Raw genomic sequence first — 17,744 nt, forward strand, 5'->3', positions numbered from 1 at the left:
TAGTAAAAAAACAGCACCTTTCGTTGCTATTTTTTGTGACTATTCATTAAATAGTTATTTTCAATATTTACTCGAAATTTAAAAAGCTAAGGTAGGGTGAGCTCTTGAAACCACGCGTCACCAACCTTGAAGTATTCAACGCGTGGGGTTAAACCTCACGCTACAAAAATTGAATTTTTTGATAAAAAAGTTATGTTTAAAGTTATGTATGAATATCTATAAATTTTTACAAATTATTTTCAATATTTTCTAAAGTTTTAAAAAGAAACGCCGTAATAACACACATGAGGCTTTGCGATTATTGTTCCTAGCATAACCTCCCGCCTCTTTGCCGTGTTGAGGTGTTATGAACGGCAAAAATGAAATTTATAGAAATGGATTAACATATGAAAAAACTAGTAATTACAACCTTAGCAACCACTTTATTAACAGTAGCTTCACTTAATTTATACGCAGCAGAGGTATGTAAAGTTTCAATGATGGGACGTATTTGTTTTGAAGAAGGCAGCCCAGAAGCAACAGCAGCACATATGAAAGGTGATGCGGTAGCAGATTCTACTAAGCGTAAAGAAGCTGCAAATGAAAAAGATGATGCTTCAGCTAAAAAAGTGGCTACAAAGTAACATCAACGTAAACCAAACCAAACCAGGCTAAGTTTATTTAGCATCATCAACACAAAGCCCTCTGAATCACTTCCCGAGGGCTTTGTCGTTTCAGTGGCTACTTTTAACGCATCAGCTATGACTAAACCAAACAGGCTAAACCTTAAAAATGATGTGCATTTATTGCTTTATTTGACAATTCAAATATGACTACTGCAGAGCAAAATCACTATATGGAAATTGTATTCAAGCTTTAGGTAAAGCTGACGTAAATATTAAGGTAATGGCATTAGGTAGGCGTTTAAGTGGTTTTTAAATGCTGAGGTTAGTTTTGAAAAACACTGGTGAATCCACGTTATAAACAGCTAAATAAATTGGAGTAATAAAATGAGTATGGCAAAAAAAATGTACCTGTTGATTCTAGCTGCGGCTTTAGGATTAGTGTCGTTGGCTGTTATTGGCTTATATAAAGTTAACAAGGTGTATGAAATCACCAACTTTGCCAATACTAACTCTGTACCTAGCGTGCAATTGTTAGATGAAGCATTAGCGGATTTTGAAAAAATGAACGGCTTAATTTGGCAGCATATGGCTAGTACAGATAATGCCAAAATGGTAGATATTGAAGGTAAGGTAGCAGCTGCGCATAAAGCGCTCACCGACAATCTAGACAAGTATGAAAAGACTATGGTTAGCGATAAAACCGATGCTAACTTAGTAGCGGCAGATCGCGCTGCGCTGACTGCGTTTGATGAGATGGGTGGCCAAGTACTAACAACGTCTTTAGCTAATAAGAAAAATGATGCGCGTACCACTTTGTTAGCAGGTGGAGATGCTATTTCTGGTGTACAAAAAGCCATTAGCAATCACCGTCAATACAACGTTAAATTAGGCACTGATAGTGCTGAAAAAGCCGCTTCAATTAAAAACGCGACAGTGTTTGAGTCTTTAATCATGTCAAGCTTAGTTTTGTTAATAGTTGTTGTACTTGGCTTGTACATTACAAGAAGTTTAATGAAGCAGTTGGGTAATGACCCCGCGGATTTGGCTTTTTTAGCCAAGAATTTTGCGGATGGTAATTTAACTCAAAAAATCATTGTGGCTGAAGATGATAAATCGAGCGTTGCTTACTCAATCAAGACATTACAAAAGACATTAGATGGCATTGTGCAATCATTGCAATATGTTAGCGCGCAGCATGATGCTGGCGATATTGATGTTGATGTAGACGTCAGTCGCTTTAAAGGTGGTTACGCAGATATGGCGGCTGGTGTGAACAAGATGGTGGCAGGTCACATTGATTTAAATAAAAAAGCAATGGCGGTTGTGAAAGCTTTTGGTGAGGGTAATTTTGATGCGCCATTAGAAAAATTTACAGGTAAGAAAGCTTTTATTAATGAAACGGTCGAGCAGGTTCGTAGCAACATTAAAAACTTTGTGGCTGAAATGAATAGCATGTCAGCTGCACATGATGCGGGTGATATTGATGTAAGAATGCAAGAAGAGAAATTCATTGGTACTTATCGCGAAATGGCACAGGGCTTAAACGCCATGGTCAATGGTCATGTAGACATGAACACCAAAGCGATTGCGGTTGTACAAGGTTTTGGTGAAGGTAACTTTGAAGTTTCATTAGAAAAATTAGCCGGTAAAAAAGCATTTATTAATGATGCTATTGAAAGTACGCGCAGCAATATTAAAACGTTTGTGACTGATATGAATGCTATGTCGTCAGCACATGATGCTGGTGATACTGATATTCAAATGGACGAGGCTAAATTCAAAGGTACTTATAAAGCCATGGCGCATGGCTTAAACAGCATGGTTGCTGGTCATATTGATATGAATAAGAAAGCAATCGAAGTTGTAGAAGGATTTGGTCATGGCAATTTTGAGTTGCAATTAGCGCAATTACCAGGCAAAAAAGCATTCATTAACAAGGCGATTGAGCAAGTGCGTAGCAATCTACTAGCGTTAAGTCGAGATGTGAATATGTTGTCTGAAGCTTCAGCAGATGGTCGAATAACTGAACGTGCTGATGCAACGCAACATCAGGGTGACTTCCGCAAAGTGATTGAAGGTTTTAACGCTACTTTAGAAACCATCGTCACCCCAATTATCGCGGTCAAAGAAGCCATAGAAACCATTACCACTGCAGCCAATGAAATTGCCACTGGTAACAATGACCTCTCACAACGTACCGAACAACAAGCCTCTAGCCTAGAAGAAACCGCGGCTAGTATGGAACAACTCGCCTCAACCGTTAAAAACAATGCAGAAAATGCCAAACAAGCCAATCAGCTAGCCGTCGCCGCATCAGGCGTCGCTGTAAAAGGTGGTGAAGTCGTAGGTCAAGTCGTCAGCACCATGAGCGCCATCAACAGCAGTGCCAAAAAGATTGAAGACATCATCTCCGTCATTGACGGTATCGCCTTCCAAACCAACATCCTTGCACTCAATGCCGCTGTAGAAGCCGCCAGAGCAGGCGAACAAGGCCGAGGCTTTGCCGTAGTCGCAGGCGAAGTACGCAACCTAGCGCAACGCTCAGCCAGTGCAGCCAAAGAAATTAAAGAATTGATTTCAGACTCAGTCAGCAAAACCGCTGAAGGCACAGCACAAGTAGAACAAGCCGGTAAAACCATGCAAGAGATAGTCGCCTCTGTACAACGAGTGACAGACATAATGGGTGAAATTACAGCCGCCTCAAGCGAGCAAAGCGCAGGTATCGACCAAGTCAACGCCGCGGTCACCAGCATGGACGAAACCACCCAGCAAAATGCCGCCTTAGTAGAACAAGCGGCAGCTGCAGCTGAAAGCCTAGTAGAACAAGCAATACAACTTGCCGATGTGGTCAGTGTGTTCAAACTGAATAATGGCAGTAGCTCAAGAGATAACCGACGTGCAGCGAATACCACGATGAGAGCGCCTGTCAAAAAGATTCACGCTGTAGCAAGCAGACCAGCCCCTAAAGCAGCGACTAAAACAGGCACTGATGATAACGAGTGGGAAGAGTTTTAAGATGCACGCTGGCATTGTGAATTAGTTCGCAATGCCAGTGAGTTCGTTAGAAAAGTAGCGTGGGTTCTTGAACCCACGCGTCACCTACCTTGAAATATTGAAGCACGTGGGGTTAAAACCCAAGACTACAAAAGCTGGTAAGTGGTTTTGAGTAGTAATACTAAATTTTCAGCATAAGTAATAGGTGGGTTAAATGAAAAAAAATCCTAAAGAAAGCTTGATAGAAAAAAATGTGAGTGCTTTTAATGCTTCGCAACTCGCGTGGATATTACTCGGCACATGGTTGGTATACAGCACGTTGATGCTTTGGCACTTTCACGAACAGGTAAGTAAAAACGCATCAGTGTGCCAAGTAGCACTTTGATTTGATAATTTTTAGCTTAAGACATTGGAATGAACATGAAAAATAATACGCTAGCACTAATAGATCCTCAGGCTGTAAAGGCTGATCGTTTGATGGGATTAACTCTGGCATTACTGCTTTTGGTGAGCATGGGAATTGCCGCCGCCAATGGTACGTGGTTTGAGGCACTGGCTGTCGGGCTACCCGCGGCCATTTTGCCTTGGCTGTTAATTCGAATAATGCCGGGTAGCGTTCAAACGCGCATCAGTGTAGGTATTGCATTCATGGTGTTCTCTGCATTAGCTATTCAGCAGACGCATGGCATGCTAGAGGCGCACTTTGCGATATTTATTTTGCTAGCATTCTTGCTCTATTATCGTGATTGGAAGCCAATTCTAGCGGCTGCGGTAGTCATCGCCGTTCACCATGTCGCATTCAATTTTCTGCAGGCGGGTAATACAGGCTTCTATATTTTTGCGTTGGGCCCTAATCTTAACGTGTTGATTATTCATGCGCTATCTGTTGTTTTTGAAGCTGCATTGTTGATTCTAATGGCGATTAACCTTCGTAATGAAGCCAATATGATAGGTGGTGAGCCAAAAGTGGTGATGGAAATGGCGCGCAGAGTGGCGAATGGTGATCTAACAGTACAAATACAAACTCAAGCTGGCGATACTGGTAGCGTCAACGTCGCGTTAAAAGAGATGGTGAATAATTTAAGTGCTTTAGTGAATAACATGCAACATATGAGTGCTGAGCACGACAAAGGTCATATTGATGAAGTGGTTAATACCAGCGCATTTAGTGGCTCTTTTAAAGAGGTTGCTCAGGGCGTAAATGCAATGGTGGCTGGGCATATTGATTTAAATCGTCAAGCAATGTCGGTAGTCAAAGCTTTTGGTGAAGGTAATTTCGATGCGCCATTAGCGCAGTTTTCAGGCAAACAGTCTTATATAAACGAGACTGTTGAGCAAGTGCGCAGCAACATTAAGAATTTTGTGGCTGACATGAATGTCATGGCTGTTGCGCATGATGCAGGTGATATTGATGTGAGGATGGAAGAAGAAAAATTCATCGGCACCTATCATGAGATGGCCAATGGTGTAAACGCGATGGTGGGTGGTCATGTGCAAGAAAAAGACCAAATGATTCAACTGATACGCGCACTTGGCGATGGTGATTTTGAAGTTAAATTGCAACAATTCCCTGGTAAAAAAGCCGAAATCAATAAAAACTTAGACAGGTTAAATGCCAAGCTTAAAGGCATTGTAGATTCAGTGAAATGGGTGACTGCTGAGCATGAACAAGGCAATATCGACATGAGCTTGCACGCACATATGTTTAAAGGAGGCTTTAGTGAAATCGCCTCTTCTGTAAATAAAATTGTAGGTGGTCAATTAGAGTTGACTGAAAAAGCATTAGCTTGCGTTAAAGAGTTTGGTGAAGGGAATTTTGATGCACCGCTAGAAACTTTCCCAGGTAAAAAAGTCTTTGTTAACGAGGCAATTGAGCAAGTACGTACTAATCTGAAAGCCTTGAATGAGGATGCGCAAATGCTAGCAGATGCCGCACGTGAAGGTCGCGTGATGGTACGTGCTGACCTTGAAAAACACTCTGGCGATTATCGTAAAATTGTAGAAGGCATGAACGAAACATTAGAGATGATTGTTAAACCAATCGTCACGGTTAAACAATCTGCAGAAGCGATTAATACCGCGGCTAAAGAAATTGCACAAGGTAACGCAGATTTATCACGTCGTACGGAAGACCAAGCCGCTAGTTTAGAGCGCACTGCATCAAGTATGGATCAACTTTCATCTACCGTTAAACAGAATGCGGATAACGCCAAACAAGCGAATCAGTTGGCCATTGCAGCCTCTGGCGTGGCCGTTAAAGGTGGCGATGCCGTGGGCGACGTGGTGAGTACGATGAGTGCGATTAACTCCAGCGCTAAAAAGATTGAAGATATTATTTCTGTGATTGACGGTATCGCTTTCCAAACCAATATTCTTGCACTTAATGCCGCAGTTGAAGCGGCTAGGGCAGGTGAGCAAGGTCGCGGCTTTGCGGTAGTGGCAGCAGAAGTACGCAACTTGGCACAACGTTCTGCCAGTGCTGCAAAAGAGATTAAAGAGCTTATTTCAGATTCTGTGAGCAAAACGGCAGAAGGTACGAGACAAGTTGAAATGGCTGGCGAAACCATGCAAGAGATTGTTAGCTCAGTTAAACGCGTGACCGATATTATCGGTGAGATTGCCGCTGCTTCAACCGAGCAAAGCACAGGCATTGCACAGATTAATGAAGCGATTATGAAGATGGACGATGTGACACAGCAAAATACCGCCTTGGTGGAGGAGGCAGCAGCAGCAGCTGAATCTCTCATGGAGCAGTCTGAAGAAATGACCGCGGTAGTGAGTGTGTTCCAGTTAGATAGCGGTACTCAAAAAACAGTACATAAAGGTTCTGCATCACCCAAAAGACACATCAGTAGTATTCAAACAAGGTCTGATAAAAAAGAATCTACAGTAAGAGCCGTCAAAACGGGTACGCATGACAGCGAGTGGGAAGAGTTTTAAATAAGAGTTTTATATTGATAACTAAGTAAAAAAGGTCGCAAATGCGACCTTTTTTTATGAAATTTATCAAGATTTGCCGCTATGAATCTCGACTAAACGCTACAATCATGGCATGCCTTTAACACCTCATACCATTACCATCTGTGCGACTGCGCGTCTTGTTCGCGGTGTGCTTGCTCAGCACCAGCAACAACAGCTTAAAAGTGGTGCTACGCAGTGGCAGTCAGCACAAGCTTATACGCTACAGCAGTGGTTAGATGAATTGATAAACCATGCAAGTTTACTGGGTTTTCTACCTAGCGACGCCTTACCCGCGCTGACATTGAGCACCATTGCAGAAACCTATTTGTGGGAGCAAGCCATTGAAACTTGTCTTGCTAAGCATGAAGCGGCCGCATTGTTTGATATACGCTCGATGGCAAAATCTGCGATTGAAGCGAATAATCTAATGCTCAATTGGCAACTACTTGAGGCTGATATTAATCATGATTTTATCACGCAAGAAACCCGCCAATTTTTGCGCTGGCGACATACGTTTGAGGATTTTTGTGCCAAGCAAAATGCTGTCGAATCTGCACGATTAACTTCATTACAGATAGCGTTATTTGCACAGTTTCAACAACAAATTATCCGTGAGTTAGCATTGCCAAAGCGCATTCAGCTAGCCGGTTTTGACCGCGTTACACCATTAGAGGCACGGTTATTTGATCTGCTAAAAAACTGTGGTGTACAAGTTGAAATGATGGCAGTGAATACGCACAGCCATACTGAGATTAAACACTTTGCAGCGGTTGATGCGAATAGTGAATGTCGCGCTGCCGTGGCGTGGGCACAGCAAAAACTAGCAGAAAATCCTAAGGCGCAACTAGCGATTATTAGTCCCGCATTGGGCAGTATTCGCCGTGAATTGGCTGATTTACTCGATGATACATTTCACCCCGAAACTTTACATTCCAGCTTATATGAAACTCCACGCTGCTACGACTTTTCATTGGGTTTAGCGCTCACAGAATACGCTATCGTGCAAAGTGCATTGCAGCTTTTGAGGCTAGCTGCGAGCAAAGCAGATTTGATTTTTGATGAAGTCACACCACTTTTGCAAGATGTGTATTGGGGTAGTCAGCAAGAGTTAGATGCCAGAGCGCAGTTGGATGCGCACCTGCGCAGAAATATGAATGCTAGTTATCACTTAGAATCACTCATCAAGCAGGCAAGTAAACTGCTAACCAATGGCACGCCATTAACTGAGCTGCTAGAAAACTTAACGCAAATTTCAAGATTTCAAAATCAGCAAAGCAAGCAACGCCAAGTACTATCAGCTTGGGTGGCGGCTTTTGTACAATTATTAGACGAGTTGCATTGGGCAAAAACGCGTTCGCTTTCTAGCCATGAGTTTCAAACACAGCAAGCTTTTTTGAAGTGTTTAAAAGAGTTAAGTAGCTTAGATGCGATATTTGGCAATATTTCTGCAAGCGTTGCCGTGCAAAAAATCACTGAGCTTTGTAACGCCACTATGTTTCAGGCCGAAGCTAAAGGTGATATTAGTATTCAAATTCTTGGGCTTTTAGAAACACCTGCTGTGCAATTAGATGCCGTTTGGGCGCTGAATATGAATGACCAGCATTGGCCGCCAGCGGTAAAACTCAATCCGCTGCTACCTGCCGATTTGCAAAGAAATCGCGGCACACCGAATGCCAGCGCTGCAGTACAAAGCCAATTTGCGTCATTGGTACATCAACGTTTGATGACATGCGCACCAGAGGTGATTTTTTCATATGCAACAAAAGAAGATGAGCGAGAGTTGCGCCCATCGCCATTGTTGGAAATTCAAGCAGAATCAGCAGACATTGTAGGTCGGGCTTTAGCCCGTCATGTCGGGCTAAAGCCCGACCTACAAAATATGATACCCATTCAAACCCTTGCAGAGCGCTTAGCGCAGCCTGCAAGCTTAGAGCTGCTTGGTGATTTTATCGCCCCCGCAGTTTTGCCAGATGAAAGTGTGCGAGGCGGCGTAAATTTATTTGCCGCCCAAGCCAAATGTCCAGCATGGGCTTTTTATCAATATCGGCTTGGTGCAGCAAAGCTGGAAACACCAGTGGATGGCTTAGATACAATGTCACGCGGTAGTTTACTGCATAAAGTACTACAACTTTTTTGGCTGGATTGCGAAACACTAAGCAATCTAAAAGCCTTATCTCAGCCCTTATTAAGCGAAAAAATCGATACGGCAATTGAAAAAAGCATACAAGCTTTGAGTGATGAGATTAGTTACCACATTCCACCACAAGTCTTACAAATTGAAAGAAATAGACTTCACCAGCTCATGCAAGCGTGGCTGGCATTAGAGTTAGAACGCGCAGATTTTGTAGTCGATGCATGTGAGAAAAAGTTTGAGTTAGATGTAGAAGGTTTAAAGCTTAATTTAAGCATAGACCGTATTGATAAGCTCGCAGAAGGCGGATTAGTGGTCATTGACTACAAAACTAGTGCAGCAGTTAGCAATTCAAGCTGGGCTGAAGACCGCATCGCTGAACCGCAGTTGCCTATTTATGTCGTGCTGGCGCTCAAGTATGAGCAGGTTGTTGCAGTAAGTTTTGCCAAAGTACGTAGTGATGAAACCAAGTTTATAGGCTTGTCTGCTGAACAAGATGTGCTGCCCAAAGTGACTGCCTTAGGTAAAGTGCGAGAGAATTCAGCATTTTATGGCTTTGGTGATTGGGATGCTTTGTTAGAGCATTGGTACACAAGTTTGACTAATATCGCACAAGAAATCAAAGCAGGGATTGCAGAGGTGACCATGAGCAATGAAGCAGATTTGGTTTATTGCGATGTGAAGCCGCTGTTGCGCTTACCTGAACGTTTATTGCAATTTGAGCACATGCAAGTAGCGTTAAGAAATGGCGGTGATGCATGATGCTAGCTGTAAAAGCTCCAGATTTAAGCGCTTTAGATTTAAATGAAATGGACACTTTAAACCGTGTTCGTGCATTAGAACTCGCTTCTTTTATTGTCGAAGCACCTGCTGGTGCAGGCAAAACTGAGTTGCTCACGCAGCGTTATTTGAAATTACTGGCTACCGTTAACGAGCCAGAAGAAATCATCGCGCTGACCTTTACCAATAAAGCGGCGGCTGAAATGCGTAACCGTATTTTGCTCAGCCTAGAAAATGCGCAAAATCAAACGGTTGAAGCCGCAGCCCACAAATTAAAAACACGTGAATTAGCCAATGCTGCGTTATTACAATCCAATGCAAAGTCATGGGATATTATTAACCAGCCAAGCAGGCTGCGCATTTTAACCATAGACGCTTTGTGCAGCAGCTTAACGCGGCAAATGCCGTTGCTCAGTAAGTTTGGCGGTCAACCTGCCGTGAGTGACGATATTGATAGCCACTACATAGAAGCGTCACGACGTGCGATAGCCCATATCGTGCATGAAACTAAGCCAGATGATACGGTCACCATTGCTTTAAGCTACTTAGATAACAATAGTGAAAAGCTCGCTGAGTTGCTGGCAAAAATGTTGGCAAGACGCGATCAATGGCTGCCACATGCGGTTGATTTGCATAGCAAAGACATTGAAGAAGTTTCTCAGAATACAACAGTTGCGCTGCAACATTTAATTGCTGAGAACTTACAAGCGGTGCTCAATACCTTAACATCTAGAGTGCAAAGGTTATTCATGCCGATTGCCAGATACGCTGCGAGTAATTTAGAGCCAGATGCTGAAATTGCACCTTTGCGAGATTGGCAGCAACCACTCACCGCAGAGGCTGAATGCTTACCAGAATGGCAAGCACTGGCGAATTTTCTTGTCACCAAGTCTGAGCGAACGTTTCGCAAGAGCCTGAATAAAAACATGGGTTTTCCAGCGACGCCTGAAGGTAAGACTTACAAAGAGGCTTACTCTGAAATAGTGAATAGTTTAGAAAGTAGCCTAGTTATTGCAAGCGTGCTCGATTTGCCTGCTTTAGTCAATATTGCTGAGAATCAAGAGATTATTAAAGCGCTCACAAGATTACTGATATTGGCTGAGCGGCATTTATGGATAGCCTTTCAGGCGGCTGGCGAAGTGGATTTCGTTGCCATTGCGCAAAGTGCACAACTGGCGCTAGAAAACGAGCAGGGCGCGACTGATTTAGCGCTTAAACTTGACTATAAAATCTCACATTTGTTAATCGATGAGTTTCAAGATACCAGCCCAGTACAAACGCGTTTAATCGAAAAACTTATCGAGGGCTGGCAGAGCCAAGATTCAGAATCTGGTGATGGGCGCACGCTATTTTGCGTAGGCGACCCTATGCAGTCCATCTACCGTTTTCGTAAGGCAGATGTGAGCTTGTTTCTGCAAGCTAGCGAGTTTGGTATCGGTCATTTGCCGCTGACACGATTGCAACTAAGCCGTAATAATCGCTCGCACCCTGCCGTAGTTGATTGGATTAATAATGCATTTAAGCAGATTTTTCCTGCGAACGATAATATCAACCAAGGTGCCATTAGCTACAGAAAGTTTACAGCTACGCGACCCACTATAGTGGGCGAGGGCGTGACTTTACATCCGTTGATTTTAGAGGAGGCAGGTCAAGAGGATAGCCCAAAAGCTGACCTTAAGCAGATTGAAGCGAGCTATGTGGCGGATTTAATCGTCAAACTTCGTTCTGAGAATAGCGCTAATCATAATATTGCCGTTTTAGTCAGAAGTCGCAGCCATTTAAAAGAGCTTGTTTCTGAAATTAGACGTAATCACCCAGCACTGAAATTTCAAGCAGTTGAGATTGAACACCTGAATGAACGGCAAACCGTGCAAGATGCATTGTCCTTAGTCTGCGCACTGCATCATCGTGCCGATAGAACGCACTGGCTCAATGTGTTACGCGCGCCTTGGTGTGGATTAACGTTAGCGGATTTGCATGCGCTGGCAGGGGATAACCATCGTGCGACTATCTGGCAATTAATGCAGGATAAGGCGAGATTAAGCCGCTTGAGTGAAGATGGTCAATTACGCTTAGCGCACGTTAATGCCGTGTTAACCGCTGCATTTAATGGGCAAGGTCGCATGCCGTTACGTCGTTGGTTAGAAAGTACCTGGCTGCAATTAGGCGGCGGCAAATGCTTGGTCGATGCGGGTGATAACCGTGATGTGCAGGTGTTCTTTGATTTGGTCGAAAAAACCGGTCGTAGCGGGCATTTAGATATTGCCTCACTAGAATTAGGAATGCAAAAGCTTTACGCAAAGCCAGATATTGAAGCTGATGGCAGTGTGCAGTTTTTAACGATTCATAAATCAAAAGGTTTGGAGTTTGATGCTGTGATATTGCCAGCGTTAAATCGTCAACCTAGAAACGGCGATAATGAGTTGGTGCTATGGCAAGAAGTGATGGTGGATAACCATTTACACTTAATTGTTGCGCCATTAAAAAGTAAAGCTGTTGCTAAAAGTAATACTAAAAATAATACAGGCGCTGACGTATATGATTTTCTTAAAAATCTAGAAAAAACGCGCGCAGATAATGAGCTGGTACGCTTGCTGTATGTAGCTGCAACGCGTGCGCATAGGCAGCTACATTTGATTGCTAGCTTACAAGCCAATAAAGAAGGTGAAGTTAAACCTACAGCAAATTCCTTGCTACAAGCATTATGGCCTGCGGTAGAGGCAGATTTTGCCCAAGCGATACCTATTACGCAAAATGTTAATGCATCTGCAACGCTAGATATAAATCAATTCAAACCGCAATTACAACGCTTGCCTAGTGAACATTTTATACAGATTTCCAACTCAACTCTTACTGGTGATGATATTGTAGGTCGGGGTTTCACTCAGAATAAGGAGTTTGATTTTGAACGACTATATTCTGTGGGGAAGCCAAGTACTGGCTTAGCCCGACATGACGGGCTAAAGCCCGACCTACAAATGAATGAACAACCTGACGTTTTAGGTGATTTCTCAAGTGAGCGTTCTCGTGAAATTGATTTCCAAAAACACTGTGGCACACTCGCGCATCTATACATGGAACTGTTCGCAAAAACAGATTTGCAAACTTGGACAACCCAACGCTTACAACAATGCCAGCCAGCTATGCAAAAGTGGCTGGCGCAACAAGGGCATGCTAAGCAATTAGCTGATCAGGGTGCAGTGCAAGTGTTAGCAGCTTTGCAAACCACCTTAGCAAGTGAAGCCGGACAATGGGTTTTGCAAAACCATACGTATGCTGTCAGTGAGTTAAGTTTGTTACAGACACAAGAGGATGGTGTTAAGAACCATGTGTTAGATCGTACTTTTGTTGAGAACGGCGTACGATGGATTGTGGATTATAAATTGACGACTTTGAATGAGGTGAAAAATACAGCAGATGACTTAAGTCTGCTGGCTGAGCAGCATCGTCCGCAATTAGAGCGTTATGCAGGCTTGTTTAGTCATGAAAATTTGCCTATTAAAAAGGCGGTGCTGTTTTTGAATGTGGGTAAATTGGTGGAGTTATAAGTTTGTAGGGTGGGGTTTAAACCCCACGTGGTAAATGATGCCATCTGCTAGCTGCTAGCTCAGGATCAAGAACACACCTATCTGATTAGTACACAGTTTATTTCGCCTCTAGGCGAGTTACTTACTTTTGCTTGCTCAAAAGTAAGTAACCAAAGAATACCGGCAGGTGGCATCCCCAACCTCGCTAAGTGCTAAAGCACTAAGTCGGTTGCGAAAAGCACCCCCTCCCGCTTGTTTCCTATTCTGCTCAATTTCATGGGTGGCAATCGGAAACTCACCTAATAAAATCAATTGGGTTCAAACAGTCGCTTGCCGAAAACTCCCATGAAACTGAGCAGAACAGGCGCGGTAGCAGGGGATAAAAGGGCGATGAAGTATGTATGGACGTAAGGTTTGATTCTATCAGTTTTGCTTAAAATGACGTCGCACATACCAAACCACGAACAATAAGCCAGCGGCAGCAATCACATAATGAAACTCATGAAAGTATACTTTTAGACTTTCCCAGTTTTGACCAAATTTCATGCCTGCGTAGGCTAATAGCCAGCACCAAATGAACGAGCCTACAAAAGTGTAAATAATGAATTTAGACATATTCATACGCACTACACCAGCGGGGAAGGCAATGAATGTGCGTATCGCAGGCAACATGCGGGCAATGAGAATAATAATTTCACCGTGCTTCGCAAATAAACGATCGGCCAAATCCAAATCTTGTTTAGACAGTAAAATATACTTTCCGTATCTCTCCGCGAGTGGGCGACCACCAAACATACCTACGTAGTAGGCTGGAATTGAACCTACTACACAGCCAATTGCGCCAGCTAATGCTACTAGCCACAATACCATTTCACCTTTGTAAACCAAAAAACCAGCAAATGGCATGATGATTTCTGACGGTAGTGGAATACAGGCAGATTCAATCGCCATGAGCAGTACGATGCCGCCGTAGCCCATCGTAGAGATGACACTCATAATCCATGTGGCAATAAACGCGATTAGTTTTTCTAGCATGGTATTAACTACTTTCTTATATAAATTCTTTGAGTAACGTTTTCACAAAATCAGTTCTTAGGTTCAGGTCTTCTAACCCTATCGTCACTCTTAACTTATCAGGGCCATTCATGCGACAGCGGCGGTCACGCTGTAATAAGGCAATCAACTTGGTTGGGTCAATATCTGCTTTGGGGTTAAATTGTAGCTGAATAGCTTCAGAACTGGCGTCAATTTTAATGATGCCAATCGCTTTAGCTGCTATTCGTAATCTATGGCAGGCGATGAGTGCTTCGCCTTGCTCTGGCAGTAAGCCAAAGCGGTCGATCAGCTCTTCTTGCATATTGTCTAAATCATCGTCATTTATGCAGTTAGCTAGGCGTTTATAAATGACCAAGCGCTCATGCACATCTGGGCAATATTTGGTGGGTAGCAGCGCGGGCGTATGTAAATTGATTTCAGTCGTGACACCTAGCGGTGCATTTAAATCAGGCTCTTTGCCCGCTTTGAGTTGCTTCACTGCATAGTTGAGCATATCAGAATACAAATGAAAGCCAATTTCCTGCATTTCACCACTTTGGCTGTCACCTAATAATTCCCCTGCGCCGCGAATTTCTAAGTCGTGCATGGCAAGGTGGAATCCAGCACCTAGATCTTCCATCAGTTGAATCGCATCTAAGCGTTTTTGCGCTTGCACGGTGATTTTACGATCTGGATCTGTGAGCAAGTAAGCATAAGCTTGGTGATGCGAGCGACCTACGCGGCCACGTAGCTGGTGCATTTGCGCTAAGCCAAACATATCGGCTTTATTTAGAATAATAGTATTGGCCGTTGGCACATCAATACCAGTTTCAATAATGGTCGTACAAAGCAATAGGTTGTAACGTTGATTATAAAAGTCACGCATGACATGTTCTAGCTCGCGCTCACGTAGCTGGCCATGTGCGACAGCGATGCGAGCATCGGGCACAATGCGTTCAAGCTTTTCGCGCATGGAGTGGATGGTATCCACTTCATTATGTAAGAAATAAACCTGACCACCACGCTTAAATTCACGCATGACGGCTTCGCGAATGATGCCTTCAGAATAATCGGTATGGAATGTTTTAATGCTCAAACGTTTTTGCGGTGGCGTGGTGATAATTGAAAACTCGCGCAAGCCTTCCATTGCCATGCTTAAGGTACGTGGAATCGGTGTGGCTGTTAGCGTGAGTATATCGACTTCAGCACGTAAGGCTTTTAACTGCTCTTTTTGGCGCACTCCGAAACGGTGCTCTTCATCTAACACCACTAGACCTAAATTCTTAAACTTCACATCTTTTTGAATCAAGCGATGCGTACCGATAATAATGTCAATTTGCCCAGCTTCTAAGCCAGCCAAAGCTTCTTTTTGTTCTTTGGCAGTTCTAAAGCGCGAGATTTCAGCAATTTTAATCGGCCATTCAGCAAAGCGATCTTTAAAGTTATTGAAATGTTGCTCGGCTAATAGCGTGGTTGGTACTAGCACGGCGACTTGACGGCCGCCCATCACCGCTACAAAAGCCGCACGTAGCGCAACTTCAGTTTTACCAAAGCCTACATCGCCACAGACCAGTCTATCCATCGGGCGACCAGATTGCATGTCTTTGATAACGTTTTCTATGGCTTCTAATTGGTCTGGCGTTTCTTCAAATGGAAAACCTTCACAGAAGGTTTCATAATCGTGCAAGCTTAAGGTGAATGCATGACCACGACGTGATGCACGCTGAGCGTATAAATTGAGTAATTCAGCAGCAGTATCACGAATTTGTTTAAGTGCTTTTTTCTTGGCTTTTTCCCAATTGCCGCTACCTAAACGATGCAAGGGTGCAGATTCAGGTGGTCCACCAGAATAACGTGAAATTAAGAAAAGCTGTGAAACTGGTACATACAGTTTATCGTCACCAAAATATTCCAATAGCAAAAGCTCAGTTTCACCTTCACCAAAATCAATATTTACCAAGCCTTTGTAACGGCCAACGCCATGCTGCTCATGCACCACCGGGTCGTCCATGCGTAGCTCAGATAAATCTTTGAGCATGCCTTCAGTGCTACGGGCTTTTTCTTTTTCTCTACGACGTTGTTGGCGAACTGTGGCGGCATACAGTTCAGCTTCAGTAATCACTGCGATTGATTCGTTGACTGTTTTATTTTCTAAGCAAAAACCATGATGCAGCGGTGAAACGCCTAGCATTACTTTTTCTTTAGAATCGACGAACTCCGCCCATGTTTCAATTAAGGCTGGTTGTAAACCATGTTCAGCAAATAACTGCGAAATGGTTTCTCTGCGGCCTAGGCTTTCTGCAGCAATTAAAATACGACCAGAAAAATCACTGATGTAACTTTGTAGCTTATGCAAAGGCGCCTCAGCACGGCGTTCAATATCCAGTGCAGGCAAGCCAGTTGATTTGCTATTAGTGTTTAATAAAATACGTGTAAATTGGTGTGTGGCGCTGAAGAAGTCTTCTGTTTTAATCAGCAACGTTTCAGGTGTTAATAACGGACGTTCTGCGTCATGTGCCAATGTGCGGTAACGAGATTGCGCCTCGCGCCAAAACTGTTGCGCGCTATGGTCTAAATCGCCATGCAAACAAAGCACGCAATCCGTTGGCAGGTAGTCGAGGAGGGTCGCTGTTTGTTCAAAAAATAGCGGTAAATACCATTCAATACCGCCAGAAGCTATGCCTTTGCTGACATCTTTATAAATCTTGGCGCGTTGTGGGTCGCCTTCAAAGGCTTCTCTAAACTGGCCACGAAATAGCGCGACACCCGCTTCATCTAGTGGAAACTCACGTGCAGGTAATAGTCGAATTTCTGGCACTGGATAAAGGCTGCGCTGTGTGTCTACATCAAACGTGCGTATGGTTTCAATTTCGTTATCAAATAAATCAATACGATAAGGTAGCGCTGAACCCATAGGAAATAAATCGACTAAACCGCCACGTACACTAAACTCACCATGCGAAATCACTTGGCTCACATGATGGTAGCCCGCTTCAGCACATTGGCGTCGTAATGCTTCGGTATCAAGTATCTGACCTTTTTTAAGCATAAAGGTATTCGCACTTAAGTAAGCCTTGGGGCTCAGGCGAATTAAGGCGGTTGATAACGGCACAATAATCACGTCACATGAATTTTGGCTAATCTGGTAAAGCGTTGTGAGTCGATCAGAAATTAAATCAGGATGTGGTGAAAATTGATCGTAGGGGAGCGTTTCCCAATCAGGCAATAAATTAACCGTGAGGGAGGGTGCAAAGTACGGAATTTCTTCAAGCAGCCGCTGCGCATCAAACGCATTTGCAGTAATAATCACTAATGGTTTTGTGGGCGTGGCACTTTTAATTTTAAGCGCTAACTCAGCTAAAGCTAGTCCATCTTCGCCATTGGTTGAAAGCTCAACACGGTTAGATTGACCTGATTTTGGAACTAGCAGTGAAGTCTGCGACATGAATAAATTTAATGAAGTTTTGAAAGGCTAGATTATAACGGCACAGGCAATAGTGAGCTGTTTTTTCTTACAGTTAATCACTTAAATAATGGTGTATTTTTGTTGATTTATATTGAATTAGAGACTTTTGCACGAAGTAACCTTATATACTAAAAACACTCAATTCGTCATTCTGAGCTTAGCGAAGAATCCATGGAACCTGTTATGTCGATGGATTCTTCGCTAAGCTCAGAATGACTGTTTTTAGCATTTTTGTTTGAAATTGA

8 protein-coding genes are annotated in these 17,744 nt (G+C 43.3%); 6 read left to right on the top strand and 2 right to left on the bottom strand.

The genetic code is table 11. The annotated features are described in order from the left end of the window. Nucleotides 1-386 precede the first annotated feature (386 nt). From PSU72_RS09300 to PSU72_RS09325, 6 genes are all read left to right on the top strand, one after another. Nucleotides 387-623 carry a hypothetical protein gene (locus PSU72_RS09300; RefSeq protein ID WP_300432085.1) on the top strand — a complete coding sequence of 79 codons (237 nt, stop codon included), beginning with the start codon at nt 387-389 and terminating at the stop codon, nt 621-623. Nucleotides 624-989: 366 nt separating this feature from the next. Then, nucleotides 990-3,620 carry a methyl-accepting chemotaxis protein gene (locus PSU72_RS09305; RefSeq protein WP_300432087.1) on the top strand — a complete coding sequence of 877 codons (2,631 nt, stop codon included), beginning with the start codon at nt 990-992 and terminating at the stop codon, nt 3,618-3,620. Between the two features lie 193 nt (nt 3,621-3,813). Continuing rightward, nucleotides 3,814-3,984, top strand: coding sequence for a hypothetical protein (locus tag PSU72_RS09310; RefSeq protein WP_300432088.1), 171 nt, complete (start codon nt 3,814-3,816; stop codon nt 3,982-3,984). 35 nt (nt 3,985-4,019) lie between these two features. Continuing rightward, complete coding sequence (locus PSU72_RS09315) at nt 4,020-6,539, top strand: methyl-accepting chemotaxis protein (protein WP_300432090.1); 2,520 nt, start codon at nt 4,020-4,022, stop codon at nt 6,537-6,539. Between the two features lie 112 nt (nt 6,540-6,651). Further along, a complete protein-coding gene (locus PSU72_RS09320) occupies nt 6,652-9,453 on the top strand; it encodes a PD-(D/E)XK nuclease family protein (protein ID WP_300432091.1) in 2,802 nt (933 codons plus the stop codon). Beyond that, a complete protein-coding gene (locus PSU72_RS09325) occupies nt 9,450-13,019 on the top strand; it encodes an exodeoxyribonuclease V subunit beta (protein ID WP_300432092.1) in 3,570 nt (1,189 codons plus the stop codon). The genes PSU72_RS09320 and PSU72_RS09325 overlap by 4 nt, the downstream gene beginning before the upstream one ends. A 402-nt stretch (nt 13,020-13,421) precedes the next feature. On the opposite strand, the gene PSU72_RS09330 is transcribed toward PSU72_RS09325, so the two are convergent. Beyond that, the gene (locus tag PSU72_RS09330) at nt 13,422-14,033 is read right to left on the bottom strand and encodes a DedA family protein (RefSeq protein WP_300432093.1); all 612 of its coding nucleotides are present in this window, start codon (nt 14,031-14,033) and stop codon (nt 13,422-13,424) included. 16 nt (nt 14,034-14,049) lie between these two features. Beyond that, nucleotides 14,050-17,478 (bottom strand): transcription-repair coupling factor, encoded by a 3,429-nt coding sequence (gene mfd / locus PSU72_RS09335; RefSeq protein ID WP_300432095.1) that lies wholly within the window; start codon nt 17,476-17,478, stop codon nt 14,050-14,052. Between the last annotated feature and the right edge of the window lie 266 nt (nt 17,479-17,744).

The sequence above is a fragment of the Methylotenera sp. genome, assembly GCF_029945535.1.
Classification (GTDB): Bacteria; Pseudomonadota; Gammaproteobacteria; order Burkholderiales; family Methylophilaceae; genus Methylotenera.

Bases quoted from the DNA above. Each gene is read 5' to 3' on its own strand.
- PSU72_RS09330 (WP_300432093.1), bottom strand. From the start codon at position 14,033: ATGCTAGAAAAACTAATCGCGTTTATTGCCACATGGATTATGAGTGTC.
- PSU72_RS09300 (WP_300432085.1), top strand. From the start codon at position 387: ATGAAAAAACTAGTAATTACAACCTTAGCAACCACTTTATTAACAGTA.
- mfd (WP_300432095.1), bottom strand. From the start codon at position 17,478: ATGTCGCAGACTTCACTGCTAGTTCCAAAATCAGGTCAATCTAACCGT.
- PSU72_RS09315 (WP_300432090.1), top strand. From the start codon at position 4,020: ATGAAAAATAATACGCTAGCACTAATAGATCCTCAGGCTGTAAAGGCT.
- PSU72_RS09305 (WP_300432087.1), top strand. From the start codon at position 990: ATGAGTATGGCAAAAAAAATGTACCTGTTGATTCTAGCTGCGGCTTTA.
- PSU72_RS09325 (WP_300432092.1), top strand. From the start codon at position 9,450: ATGATGCTAGCTGTAAAAGCTCCAGATTTAAGCGCTTTAGATTTAAAT.
- PSU72_RS09320 (WP_300432091.1), top strand. From the start codon at position 6,652: ATGCCTTTAACACCTCATACCATTACCATCTGTGCGACTGCGCGTCTT.
- PSU72_RS09310 (WP_300432088.1), top strand. From the start codon at position 3,814: ATGAAAAAAAATCCTAAAGAAAGCTTGATAGAAAAAAATGTGAGTGCT.